General features: G+C 66.4%; 5 protein-coding genes. 2 read left to right on the top strand and 3 right to left on the bottom strand.

All coding sequences use genetic code 11. The features are described from left to right. Nucleotides 1–15: 15 nt before the first annotated feature. Nucleotides 16–339, top strand: coding sequence for a YbaB/EbfC family nucleoid-associated protein (locus tag ACWDV4_RS24830; RefSeq protein WP_449983041.1), 324 nt, complete (start codon nucleotides 16–18; stop codon nucleotides 337–339). A 228-nt stretch (nucleotides 340–567) separates the two neighbouring features. Then, nucleotides 568–2844: a hypothetical protein gene (locus ACWDV4_RS24825; RefSeq protein WP_449983038.1), complete on the top strand. Its 2277-nt coding sequence runs from the start codon at nucleotides 568–570 to the stop codon at nucleotides 2842–2844. An 81-nt stretch (nucleotides 2845–2925) separates the two neighbouring features. On the opposite strand, the gene ACWDV4_RS24820 is transcribed toward ACWDV4_RS24825, so the two are convergent. The 3 genes from ACWDV4_RS24820 to ACWDV4_RS24810 all read right to left on the bottom strand — a co-directional run bounded on the left by ACWDV4_RS24820 (nucleotide 2926) and on the right by ACWDV4_RS24810 (nucleotide 13737). Next, nucleotides 2926–11889 carry a hypothetical protein gene (locus tag ACWDV4_RS24820; RefSeq protein WP_449983034.1) on the bottom strand — a complete coding sequence of 2988 codons (8964 nt, stop codon included), beginning with the start codon at nucleotides 11887–11889 and terminating at the stop codon, nucleotides 2926–2928. Between the two features lie 134 nt (nucleotides 11890–12023). Beyond that, entirely contained in the window at nucleotides 12024–12878 is an 855-nt protein-coding gene (locus ACWDV4_RS24815) for an alcohol dehydrogenase catalytic domain-containing protein (RefSeq protein WP_449983031.1), read from the bottom strand. A 199-nt stretch (nucleotides 12879–13077) separates the two neighbouring features. Further along, entirely contained in the window at nucleotides 13078–13737 is a 660-nt protein-coding gene (locus ACWDV4_RS24810; RefSeq protein ID WP_449983029.1) for a DedA family protein, read from the bottom strand. Between the last annotated feature and the right edge of the window lie 164 nt (nucleotides 13738–13901).

Here is a 13901-nt window from a genome sequence, read left to right as displayed (position 1 = left end):
TGCAAGGCTGCGGCCATGACCAGTCCGAACTTGGATGATGTGCTGCAGCAGGCGAGCGCGCTGCAGGACCAGCTCGCCGCGATGCGGGACAACCTGGTCGAGATCGAGGTCACCGGGACGTCGCGCGGCGGTGCGGTCGCGGTCCGGATGACGGTCGGCGGCGAATTCCAGAGCGTACGGATCGATCCGGAGGTGCACGCCGAGGGGCCCGAAGCGGTGGCCAACGCTGTGCTGGACGCGCTTCGCGACACGGCGATCCAGCTGCGCGAGCACGCTACCCGGCAGCTGAGCAACCTGGAGGACCTCTTCGGGGCGTTCCAGGCACCACCGACGGCGTAAGGCGACAATCACCTGACCGCCCGTCGTGAACCACGGTGACCTACCGGCCGTTTCAATCGCGTCAGCCCCATACAGCGAGGGATCGGTACCGGGATGGACGCCTACCGCCAGTCGGCAGAGCAACTACGTCGTACCCGAGGTGACCTCGGTCGGTCGGCATCGGCCGATTGCCGCGCTGGTCATGCCGGCCCATGGGGCAGCCGTCTGGTCGTAAGGTGAGGAGCTGACATGGTCGGAACCAGCATGGCCGACTGCCTCGAAGGAGCCCTCCGCACCGTACTGGGCCAGGGTTTCTACCATCAGCCTGCGGCCCAGCCCGACGCGGTGGATGGTCTTTTGATCAACGTCGCGGAAGGGTTGTCCGTACCCGGCGAGCTGCACCTGTTCGTCCGGCAGCAGGCCCCCCGGGACGAGGCGCTGCGCCGTTACCTGGACCAGCTCGACCCGGCGCTTCGTGCGGAACTGTCCGTGGTGGCCCTGGACGACAGCGGACACCTGGTCACCGACCCCGCCGAACTACGGTCTCTGGCCGACTGGTTGGACCTACCGGTGCACGCACCAGTGGAGGTCAAGCACAGCGACGGTTTCGTCCCGGTAGACCAGGCGGCACGAGCAACACCGCTTGAGCCCATCGCCTACCAGGCATTGCCGACGGGGCTCGCGGCGCAGCGCAAGGCCGCAACGGAGGCGCTGCGCGAGCCGCCAGCAGCCGTTGCCGACGCGAGCGAGAACGTGTCCGTCGGAATGACCCAGGTACGCCAGTGGCTGGATCGGGCTGCCGCAATCCGCGCCGAACTCGGGTTGCCGCCGGCCAGCAACGTGCCGCTGTCCGGCGGTCGGGCCACCCACACCACCACGTACGCGGCCGGCGCGTACCTGGCCCGGTTCGGCAGCCCCGCCAAGTCCTCTCTGGTCGACCTGCTGCAACACCGCGAGCTAAACCCACGGCAGGTCGTCGAGGCGATCGGCGGGGCGGACACCGCCACCACCACCGCCGCACCCACCGTGGTCGCCAGCCACCTGCGACGCCACCCCGGGCACGCGGCTCTGGTGATCGCATCGGATCAGGTCTTCTGGCTGATGTCCGACGCCACCGGCGCACTGCACTGGGTCGATCCCCGGTCAGCGCTTACGCCGGTGTCGTTCGACGTCGACGGCGCCCAGGACTGGCGGACTGCGGTGCTGGAGCGAAACAGCACGCAGGTGCTGATGGTCGACGCGTCCGGCCGGCGTACCGAACTGGACCGCTCCGTCGCGCCGGCACCAGTGCCGATCGCGCCGATCAGCCTGCCGACCGACGCTCGGTCTGGGCAGCACGGTGAGGTACTGATCGGCGCGTGGCCGCCGGAGAACCAGACGAAGCACCATCTCAGCAATCTCGACGCGACCAACCTGCCGGTCATCGCGGTGGACGTCCGACACATACCCGGCACGCAGCAGCTGGAGCCGACCCAGCTGAATGCGCTCAACAACGCAAGCCTGCGTCACTTCCTGAACAACGCCCGCCCGATCATCGTCTCGACCGCCGGTAGCGCACAGGTCACACAGCTCGCCCATCAGTTCGGTGGGGCGTTGATCTCCCGGGTGCCAACCAACCTCGGCTTCGAGTGGCAACTGCACGTGCCTGCGGTGGGCCACACCGAAACCCTCGCCGGCCCGCAGCTGACCCAAGCCATGATCGATCGGGCCGGTGCCGCCCTGGCCGCCCTCGAACCGGTACTACCCAAGCCGCTGCCGCCGGTGCTCGTCGAACTGTTGTCGGTCAACACATACGACGAGGCCAGGGCCCACTTCCGCGACAACTTCGAAAAGTTTCGTGACCCTGCCGTCGGCGAGGCCATGCGTGACCTCACGGCGAAGTTTCCGCAGAACGACTTGCTCCAGGTCTTCCGGCTGGCGATCGAGATCGGCCAACGCGCACCGTTCCTGGCCGGTGAAACCCCACTTGAGCCGACCGTACGGAACTCGCTCGATCCCGAGCAACCGCTGCCGGCGGGTCGGCCAATCGACCTGACGTTCGTCTTTGACTATCTGAGCGCCCGGAGTCTACCGCCGGCTCAGCCCGACGCACCGCCACTCGGCGATCACCAGACCCGACAGCTCTGGGATGGGCTGCTGCTCCAGGCCATGCTGGGGCAGCAACTGTCCCGTGCGCAGGCGGTCGTGCTGGCCCGTGGGGTGGGCGAGATGGATGCCGAACGGGCCCTGCGAGTCGCCAACGCGCCCGAGACCGCGCGGGCTCACGCCTCGATCTTCGACACCATCGGCGCTCTGCTGAAAATCGGGCAGGCCAGGCGCACCTCGCTGGTCGATGGCGTGGTACGACCCGAGGCCGACTGGAGAAGCCTGCTCAGCATTGCGAACTGCCTGACCGGCGCGGACAGAGTCCCGTGGCACTACCGGTTCAGAGACGTTCTTGAGCCGCACCTAACCCAAGTGGGTATCACCGAACAGCTCAGCAATGAACTCGCCGAGATCAGAGACCTGATCTACGTCTGCCACTGAAGGAGCCTGCGAGGTCTTCGCGCTCGGGTGCCGGACCGGGCCTGAGCCCGGATCCGGTGCCTGACCATGTGGTTCGGGCGATCAGCAGTTCAGTACGGCCTCCGACAACATCTGCAGCGCGTTGTCGTGACCGGGCATGTCGGCTCTCAGGCCGGTGATCGCGTCGACCCACTGGCCCTTCTCCTCCGTCGTGAGCTTGCCCCGGTTGTCGTCGATGAACTGCTTGGCGCTGGAGAACTTTCCCGCCCTGATGTCACCAATGACCGCCAACACCGGTACCGAGATGTCGTTGTCGCTGGCACCGGTCGCGACCACCATCGCCGCCAGATGATCCGTGGTGAGACCACCACCGAGCTTCCCGGCATTCTCAAGCTTCCCCACCGAGGCAAGCAACGCCTTCGGACGTTCCGCAACCTCCGAGGTGGCGTATTCGAAGACAATGTCCGACTGCCCAACCGCACCGAACTCCAGAACCGGCTCGAAGACCGCCAGGGCGGGTTGGTTCGGCACCCGCTTCACCATCTCGCTGACACTGGCCAGGTGCGACCTCATCTGGTCGGGCGACCAATCCAACCGTTGGAACGCCTGCCAGGCCACTCCAAGGTTAGCCGCCCAGATCAGCTCGCCGAGGCCGTCATCGACCCGACTTACCGCTGCCGTCGGGCGAGCAAGCTTCATCGCTGCGTCCAACACCGCAGGCGTGACCCGATCCCAAACATCCGACGTGCTGCTGGTCCCTTGATCGAGGCTCGACCCGGTAATCGTCCAGTTGTTGCCGAGGCTCGAATTCAGCCCGCCCAGACCGCTCAGCCCGGCGCCGCCCGGCTTCTTCAGGGTCTGGTGAACCACCGCCGCCCCATAGCGGCCGAGCATGTCACGCAGATCACCGCTCACCTGTCCACGCGTCACCACAACAGCCAGCTGCCCACGCTGAGCGAACTGCTCTAGGAGAACATTCACCTGCGCAACATCGGCCGACAGCGGACTACGACCTGTCTTCTCCACGCCAAGCACAATGATCGGACGGTCAGCATTTGCCCCCGCACGCAGATCAGCGATCAACTGGGTCGGCTCGCTCTTGGCATGCGAGGACACGACATAGACGTTGTCCTGCGCGGCGACCGTGTCATCCAACCGCAGCTGCCACGTCGGCGGCGTGACGTCGGACTCCTGGCCCGTGTCCATCTGTTGGACGGTGGATTCCGGAGCACCGGACTGATAGTGATTGCGGTTGATCCTTCGCACGTAGAGCGTCTTTTGCGCAGTCGGATTCAGTGGCGCTGCGAAGTCCTGGTCGACCACCACGATGTTGAGGTTCACCAGTCGGGCCAGCGCCGCCGGCACATCATCGCCGATCGCGGTGTTCCACAGCGCCGAACTGGCCATCGCCTGAGTCAGCAGCTGCTCGGGAGTTGGGACCGTATTGGTGCTGTTCAGCGAGTTCCGCACAGCATCGATAAGTGGCCCAGCACCGGTCAGGCCCTTCAACCGGTCATGGGCAGCCCGGTCGCCAGCGTCGATGCGACGGGCGATCTCGCTCCACGTCTGCGCAATGGCGTCGTTTTGCTCCAACTGCCGAACGGCGTCGTCCAGGTTTGGTGGCTGCCAGTCCCGCATCATCGTGCGAAGCACGGCGGGGGAAAGGTCGGCTATCGGAAGTCCTCGGCGTTTTGCCTCCTCGTAGACAGCATCGTTTTCTGCGGTTTTCTGCCACTCAGCACGTTTTTCTGCCGACGGCGGGGACGGACGGAAGTCCAGATAGGGGCGCGGGTCGGTCGTCCCGCTCGCTCTCAACCTAGCTTTCAACTCGTCGGCCACCAGCCGGCCTGTCGTGCGGCCCAGAATGTCGGCGAACTGACCGGGACGCTTCGCCATCTCGGCGGTGGCCCAGCCGCGCAGCGATGGCATGTCGGTGACGCCTGGCGGCAGAGCGATGCCCTGGCGTCGGGCACTGTCCACCACCGCATGGAACAGACAGTCGCCGTCGTCGGGCACGTCGTGCCACTTCATCGGGGGAGCAACAGGCGACGTGGCTGGGACCTTGGCCGTCGCAAGATGTTGATCCGACGCTTGGCCGAGCGCGGCGAGCAGCTTGTCGTACCTTGGACCGAGTTCTTCGGCGACGGAGGGCAGCAGGGTCGTCTGGGTCGCCCTGGTCAGCGGCGCAATCGAGCTACTTCCGTCAGTGCCGAACTCCTTCGCTCGCTGCTTCTCCGGCACGACGGACTTGAGGACGTCGAGCCCGATACCCAGTTGGAGGGCCCCGGCCTTGTCGACGACCAGTTCGACACCGCCGGTGGTGCGCACCACCGTCCCGTTGGGGGCTTCGATCTCGTACTCGAGGGTGCTGTAAACGAAGTAGACCGAGGTATCGTTCCGTAGCCATGCGCGGTGTTCGATCCAGTTGGTCTGGTCGATGCCGATGGTCTTGCCGCTCTCCTTGCTGCCCGCAAACCTCGGACCGACGTACTGCCCTGGCGCCACCGGGAATACGAGGGTGAGCCAACCGCTCGCGCTCTTCTGGACGTTGTGGTTGCGATTGTGGGCGGCTAGGTCCGTGCCGTGGTCGTAGTTCTCCAGCTCGGCTTTTTCCATGAAGTAGATCTGCCGCAGTTCACCGAAACGCGCGCGCACTGTAAGGTTCCCGCCGCGGGCCTCGAGCGCCCCGCTGGCAGTGACCACCCAACGAAGCGGGGCACCGCCGGCGAGCATCCCCGGCAGCATGGTTCGCCTACTCTCGAAGGTAAGCGGCTCGACCGTGCCGTGTTCACCTTCCTCCGACAGGGGCGTGACGGTGGCCGGGTCGTGGTATCGCACCAGCTCGGTGCCGGCAAGCGCGGCGTAGATCGGCTGCAGCCCCTTGATCCCGATAATGCGGTAGGTGTCCGGCAACTTACCGTTGGTGAGCTGGAAGCCGAAGGTACGTGTCGGAAGCCCTCGCGGCACGGTTCCCTCGGTCGGCACGCCGACCAGGTGTTCGGATTCCACCTTGAAGTCCTGGGACATCGTCCTCGCGTGCCCCGTCCAGGACTTGACCTTGTCAGTGGCCTTGTCAGCCGTTCCCCTGATCTCGCGGATATAGCCCTGGTACCGAACGGCCTGGGTGAAGTCGGTGAGCTTGTTGGCGCGTAGACCCTCCATGAACAGCAGGTTCGACCCACGGCTGTCCGCCTGGTCGATCCGTTCGGTCCCGGTAACCGACGCGCTGGCCGAAACCGGCCCACCGATGCCCAGTACGCTGCTGGTAATCGCGGACGACGAGACGTTACGGCGGCTGGCGTCCCGGGCCTTGTTGCCCCGCTCGTAGAGCTTTCCGCCGGTGGCACCGGGCCGGCTGTCCCGCGCCGGACCGATCAACTCAGCGGTCAGTACCAGTTCGAAACGCCGCGTACCCACCGAGTACGTCCACGATGCGCCGCCGTCGAGTAACCGCGCCATGTACGGACCCAGGCCACCGGGCAGCGACATCACCTGTACGACCAGCTCGGGCCCGCCGACCTCTCGCGCTGCCCGGACCAGCTTCGTCATCAGCGCGCCGGCGCCGAACTGGGCGTTGCCACCGTTGAACATGACCGGCCACACCGCAGACCAGGAGTTGCCATCCTGAAGGGCAACCGGTGGGTCGAGTTTCGTCGTCAGAGCGCGGGACAACGCCGGAGCCGTGCCGGTGACGTGCTCGTTGAGCAGGCGGTCGTTGTCGAACTCGTGCCGATGGGCAACCACATCGCTCAACAGCACGTTGACCAGGATCTCGCCCGGACTGGAGATCATGGTGCCGTCCGCCGTGGCCACCCAGTTGATGACCGCCGTACGGACGATCACCATCTTGGTGTCCTGGTAGATAGCCCGGTAGCTGCCGACGGTGAAGAGCGAGGCGCTACCTTCCCCCTTGCCCTTGCTCTTGGTGATGGACATGTCGCCACTGATGTGGTCGGACCGTCCGCCGCCCCCCAATTGCCAACCCCGCTGCCGCAGCCTGTCGCTGCCCTGTTCGTGGCCGACCTGACTCTCGACGATCTGCTGGGTGTACGGGAACCAGACCTTGACGATCTGGGGTCGGCCGACCGGTTGGGTGGCCAGGCCGATCTGCTGGCCCCCGATCGGGATCGTCGCGGCCCCGGACAGGGCACGCATCAGCGCGGTCTTGTACACGATGGTGCTCAGCCCCTGCCAGATGGCCGCCTTGGGCAGTCCTGGTACGGCCGCCTGGATGAGTCGCCGCTGCAGCTCCCCCACGCCCTTGGTGCCCATCGCCGTGTAGACGGCCGCTCCCATCCGTGCGAGCACCGAGGATGCCACCTCCACCGGCAGGAGCGGTAGCAGCCGGGCTTCTCCCTTCTTGTCGTGCAAGGCGTCCGGCTGGAGCAGGGTCATCGTCGCCGACACCTTGCCACTCTTCAGCCGCATGTCACCAAGCTCGGCGAACCAACGCCAGCGGATCGGCAGTTGGTAGCGGGAGCTGGGCATCTTCTGCCCGTCGGTGTCGGAGGTCAGGGCGGTCGACTGGGTCCGGCCGAGCTTGTCCGTCGACGAGGCGCTCCCCTGGCGTCCGTACTGGCCGAGCACGTTGATTTCTTCTGGCAGCAGGTCCACGGCGGCATACCCGGAGAGATCCCCGGAACTGCCGGTGGCCCGCTTGACCGTCATGGTGTCCACGCTGGTGTGGCCGTACTGGATCTGGTATTTGGTCACACCCTGGTGCGTGCTGTCGCCAGCGATCTCAGCCCACAGCCCGACAGTGAGGCGCTGCTCCTGGACCTCGGGGTGGTCCGGGTGCGGGAAGACCAGGGCCACGCCAGGCTGCCCCGCCTCGGCCCCCAGGACGTCGTCGGAGAGGGTCCGCAACGTGTCCTCGGAGAGCTGGTTCAGAAGCATGCGCCAGTTGGTGTACTCCTGACCGGGCAGGTTGGTGTCCGCTCCGGTCCGGGCGAGGGTCTTCAGGTGCTCCCACGGCTGCACGCCGACCCCCATGGCCGCCGTCGGCAGGTAGCCCGCGTTGACCAGGGGCGGGACGATGCTGTTGTACAGCTGCGGTACCCCGTGGAGGCGCTCGACGAAGTCCATGGTGATTCCGAAGCCGCTCAGTGTCCACCAGCTCTTTGTGCTGTCCGGCGCGGCGTCCTTGACCAACTGTGCGTCCTCGGCGGCGTCGGCCTCCTGGTGCGCAGGCACGGTCGACTTGGACCACTGCAGTGGTTTCGGGTTCAGCTTGCTGGGTTGCGCCAACGAGCGCAGATCGGCCGAGTGCATCAACAGATGCGCATAGCCGTTGATCGTTATTGAACCATCGCCGACCTGCCCGTCACCGCCCCGGTGCTCAACCTCCAGCTGGGCCGTGAAGTCGGCCAGGAGGTACTGGAGTGTCCCGACGACCCGCTGGGCTCGGGTCAACCAGGCGCGATGGTGCCGGATTTCCTGCAGTGCCCGGCGCCAGGTGTACCGCCCGCTACCACCGAGTCTGAGCACCCGCTTCAGGAGCCGCAGTCCGGGGGCGACAGTGCCCCGATGACCCCGTGCCCGGTTGACGCTGTTGAGCGTCTTGCGAACGATGGCGAGGACCCAGTCGAAGCGGGTCTCCCCACTCCGGCTCACCTCGCTGATCTTCATGATCTTGTCGATCGGCTGATCGCGGTCTCCGCTGGTCAGGCTGAAGCTGAGATGCCGCCCGTCCCGCTCCAGTGTCTGCCGGAAGACCTGCTGGTAGTTCTGTTCGTTGCGGGGCCGCAGGATGTTCTTCAGCCCCATCATCAGCTGGTCGTTGGTCAGATATGCCTCGACCACCGGCTTCCAGAAGACGTAGTCCTGCGCCGAGAGGTTGGACCGCAGCCCGGCCAGCACCTGGTCGGCCACCTGTACCCGGGACACGGCGAAGTCCATCCGCCACAGCGGGAACTGCTCCGCGCTGGTTATCCGGATCTCCCGCAGGTAGTCCGGGTCAGTGCCCTTCTGACTCTTCGACTCCGCTGCCGAGTACGGCAACTGGAACTGCGCCACCGCATACGTGACCGTGTCCTGCCGCAGGCCACCGGCCGGCTTCTCGAAGAAGAACTCCTTCCATCGGCCGGTCCGCCGGTCCTCCACCCGAGCCACCCAGGTGACCGGCAACAGCACGTCGCCGACCGGCTCCTTGATCCGCAACTGCTGGTAGTCGGAGATGGCCGTCGCTTCCAGGGGACGCTGATCCCTCGTATTGGACTGGCCGTAGGAGGCATATATATCGAACCGCGTCGATGCTACCGTATCCGGCACTCCGACTTCAGCCCGATAGGCCGGGCCCACGTCCCAGCTGAATCCACGCGTCGAGGTCTGCGACATCGCCAGATCGCGATACCGGTACGCCCGGTTCTCCATCTTGGCCGAACGCCGGGTACTCCCCTCCTCCTTGGCACCCAGCAGGCTGCCCGCCTCGACCTTGGGCGGAGCAACCGGTACCGGCCACAGTCGGAGGTCGTACCGCTTGCTCTCGACCGGGATGTTCAGACCGTCGTCAAGGCCCTGCCCGAAGAGAGACATCAGCTTCCGGCGTACCTCGATCGGAGCGACCGCGTGGTCCGCTTCGGGGATGATCCCGTTGAGCCAGTTGGTCAGCTCCGGCACGAACGGCAACTCACCGATGGCATGGAACGCACTGACCAACCGGCTGTGGTCAACGTCGGATGCCATCCCCGGTGGCGTGGGACGGGTCAACGGATTAGTGTCGTGCCACTTCGCGACGACCGACGCCGCGAGCACCTCACGCAGGCTGCGCCGGTCAATCAGGCTGCGCGGGTTGGTCAGGCTATTCGCCAGCTCCGCCTCGGCGTCCCGGACCAGTTGCGCCATCTCGATCAGCTCTGCGGCACCCACCGTGCGGTTACTACCGAGCAGTTCGAGCGCCATCGGCCGGTAGCTGGACAGATCGGTGAACCGACGGTCACCCCGCCCGGTGAAGAACTTGCGCCGGACCCCGACCAGCCGTTCGAAGTCCGCGAGGGTGAGTGGTGCCGGGGTCGTTGTCGACGTCTGAGCCTGAGCCGATACCGGGGCCGCGGACGCAACGCTGGTCTCTGGCGTCCTGCCTTGGTACGCCGTCCACGACAGCAGTTTCGCCTCTTCCAGGCGCGCGGTCGGCGAGTCGAGCTGGGCGGGCTTCTTCAGGTCGCGACGACGCTGCCGCTCCAGCACCGACTGGTAGTGCACGGAGCGCTGGACCCCCGGAATACGCACGATATTCGTGCGAACCTGCCGGCGGGACCAGGTCGTCACCCGCTTGCGGTCCCGCCACTGTTGCCGGCTCTGCGCCTCGGCCGCCACGGTTTCCAGCCGCCGCCAGGTAAGTGGTGTGCCGTCCCCGAGCAGCTGGTCCAGGTCACTCCACCGCACTGGCCGGTCGAGCGGGTGGCCCCCGTTCTGCTTCGCGTACCGCCGGTAGGCCAAGTCGATGGCATGGTCGAGCACGGCCTCGTTGGCCGGGACCCGGACGAATGCCATCCCCGGCGGTAGCTCCCGGAGCAGGCCACGGATTTCCAACTTCCGGTCCGCTGCGCGGGCAGCCTCGCCTCGGTCTGGGGAGATCGCGGTGCCGTCCTTGTTCAGCGACTGCAGGGGCGTGCCCTCCGCCTCGCCGACAGCCGGGCTGTCCGAGTTGGCCTGGCTGTCGACGGTGGTTGAGGTGGCCGCATTCCCGTCGAGTTCCAGGCGGAGCACGGCGAACTGCTCGCGTCGTACCAACGCCGCGCGGGTCACCTCCGCGCCGGCGTCGAGCAGAGCCTTGACGTGCTCCCGCAGCACCGTCAGATGCCGGTCGCTGACGGCCTCGGCCCTCGGGCCGAAGACCGTGCGCACCAGCGGAAGGTAGTCCTCGTTCCGCAACGCGTCCGGGGTACGCCCCAACGCGCCGGTCCAGAGTGGAAACTCGCCGTACAACACCCGATTGAGCCACTGCTCGGCGCGGTCCGTGCCGTGTTTGAACGCTTCTTCGGCCTGCTTACCCGACCACGCCTGCCACTCCCGCTCCTGCTCGGGACGGGCCTTGAGCATCCGTACGACGATCGACTGCTCGGGAAGCCGACCCTCGGTGAGCGCCTTCGCGACCGCGCTCTGGTAGTCACGGAGCGTCTTGTCCCACTTCTGGAACTCGGGGCTGTCCTGGGATAGACGCTGCTTGGCCTGCTCAGCCCGCAGTTCGAGTACGGGCAGCATCTGAGCAGCCCAGACGGCGTCCCGTTGCTGGGCGTCGACGGCGAGAACCGCTGTCATCGTGACAGTGCTCAGATCACGAGGGAGAGCTGCCGCCACCAGCCCGGATGGTTTCTCCTGGACGATCGACAGACCGTCCCGGTCGCTCAGCGCCAGATACTCGGATCGGGACTCCCCCTCACCCACGTTCAGTCGGATGATCGAACCGGGCGTAAGGCCGGCAAGCTCACGCCACAGCGGACCGACACCGCCCTGCACCGAACGTGTTTCGCCGGTCGGCACACCTGTGATGTGGGAACCACCGTAACGAGCCGCAACGATCGCCGACGGCAACCCGAACTCGATACCACCGGGCACCAGGCGTACCTGACCAAACATCGGACCACTCGACCGGATCCGGCCCAGATCAAGCTCGGCACCCGACGACGTGTGTTCCGCGACCAGATGACTCTCCGGTAGCACCAGTACATAGGCCGCATGGTCGGCATCCGTCGGTCGACCGTGTTCGTCGATCGGCAGTACCCAGTCACTGTTCGAACCAGCAAGGGACGAGCCGGGTAGCCGGACCGGCAGCCGCAGTCGGTCCGCCCGGGCCAAGGCCCCCGCCAGATCAAGCGAGGCCGCAACCGAGGCCGGCGGGACTTCCACCATCCGGGCCACCACGTCCAACGGCGAAGCCAGCAACGCCTGGGTCGCCAACGGCGTATTCGCCGCGTCTTCAGTCGTATGGACCAGATGCATCCCCGGTACCGGCGGGGAGAGTCGTACGTGCTCCGGAACGTTCCCGGGTTCAAGGCTGAGGTACTCGCCAGAACGCACCCAGGACGTCAGGAACTCGGGACAAACCGGACCGGCCGTGTCCGCCATCTGCTGCCTCCCAGGACCACCAGCGCACCTGCTGCCCATGGAACGGACATGCGGGCACCCCGGTTCACCGCAGCGGCAGATCAATCAGTGACATCAAACGCGGCTCCTCGCCGTCCTGGTTGGTCCGATGCGCCTCAAGCTCCGAACCGGGCAACCAGCCGCCCTGTGACCTCGTTGTTCCGAAGCCGTTCGAGCCCGACCCGGATCTCATCGAACGTGATCTCGGTATAGGCGGGTTCGATCTCCCTCCTGAGCATCAGGTCGAAGACCTCCTCGATGTCCTGCACCGTGCCGCCGAGGGATCCGATGATGCTCCTGCCGAGGATCGTCGAGCTCGCGATCGTGAACGTCGGTCGACCAAGACCAACCTGTACGACCTTGCCGCCACGCTTGATGGCGTCGACAGCCTTCTGCGTCGTGTCGAACCCCGCATAGTCGACGACGAGGTCGAAGTTCTGACCGGCCCACTCCGCCGCGTCGGGTACGACGGATGCGGCACCTGCTGCCTTCGCAAGGTCCCAGACCGACTCCTTCATCTCGGCGACGTGCACCTCAGCGCCCGCGAGGACGGCGGCACGGGTGCCGATCTGGCCCAGACCGCCATAGCCGATGACGCCGACCTTCATGCCAGTCGAGGCTCCGCCGACCTTGATGATCGCGTGGTAGGACGTCATACCCGCATCGGTCGCCAAGGCGGCCAAGGAGAGGTCGAGCCCCGCAGGGACCCGCGCGAGGTCAGCCGCGGTAGCGACCAGCTTGTCGGCGAAGCCACCATGCGTGAACATCCCCAGGGGCGGCCGAACACCCGAGGAACAGACCCCCACGACGTCGCCGATCTTCCAGCCCTCGACCCCCTCGCCGAGCGCACTGATCACCCCTGCGTTCTCGTGCCCCTGGGTCATGGGCAGGAACGGCATCGTCGTCTCGCCGATCTCCATGTACATGAGATCGCTGTGGCACAGACCGGCGGCCTGGACGTCGATGACCACCTCGCCCGGCCCTGGTTTGGGCTCCGGCACCTCGTTCAGCGCAATCGGCTTGCCTGCCCCTTCGAACTGCCATGCCCTCATGTACCTACCCCTTCCCTGGCAACCGGCTCGGATCCGACCCTAGCTCCCGTGGCGGCAGATGAGAGGCGACTATCGATCACCAAGGCCACACCACCCGACGGCTGAGCTTTTCGGTGGTTCAGCCCCGACCTACGGTCACCAGCCCTCGGCCGGGCGCCTCGACCCAGGCGGGCTCGAAAGCGGCCGGCCGGGCTGCGGCTCGCTGCTTCTCCGCCGCCGCCCGCCGCTTCTCCACGATCGCGTACGTGCTGGCCAGGGTCATGCCGATCACTATTCCGAAAACGGTGCCCAGCAGCGGCGAGTCGGCGAAGGCCATGCCACCCAGCCAGCCCAGGCCGATCGCGTACCCGGCCCAGGCCGCGCTCGCCAGCGCGGAGAACAGCCGGAATCGGCCCCACGTCAGCATCACCGATCCGGACGTCATAGCGGTGGCGGTACGCCCGTACGGGAGGAACCGGCCAACCAAAATTGCGACTGCCCCGTACCGCAGCAGCGCCCGCTCCGCTTTCTCCTTGGCCACGACCAACTTGCCGTTCGTGACCTGGAAGCCCACCTTCCGGCCGAGCAGGTACGAGACCTGGTCACCGGCCATCCCGCCGACCATCACGGCCGTGGCCAACGCGACGAGGTTCGGCGAGCCGGTCGTCGACAGCGCGCCCAGGCCGATCACCACGGCCTCGGAGGGCATGACCGGGATGAACCCGTCGATCGCCACCGCCGTGAAGACGATCAGGTAGAGCCACGGCGAGGAGATCAACGGCATCAGGTGGTCCAGCATCGGCGTCCCCTCCTCCATCGATCTGCTGCCATCGACGGTACGGATCATGAGGACGACACGCGATACAGCGAGCCCGTCAATTGCGGGTAGGGCTACCACCACCCGCAACACCGCGCGGGCCATCGCAACCTCACCATCATCGGGGCGGTCACTGCCACGAGCCG

The sequence above is a fragment of the Micromonospora sp. NPDC003197 genome, assembly GCF_053590565.1.
This window is presented reverse-complemented; position numbering and strand designations above follow the sequence as displayed.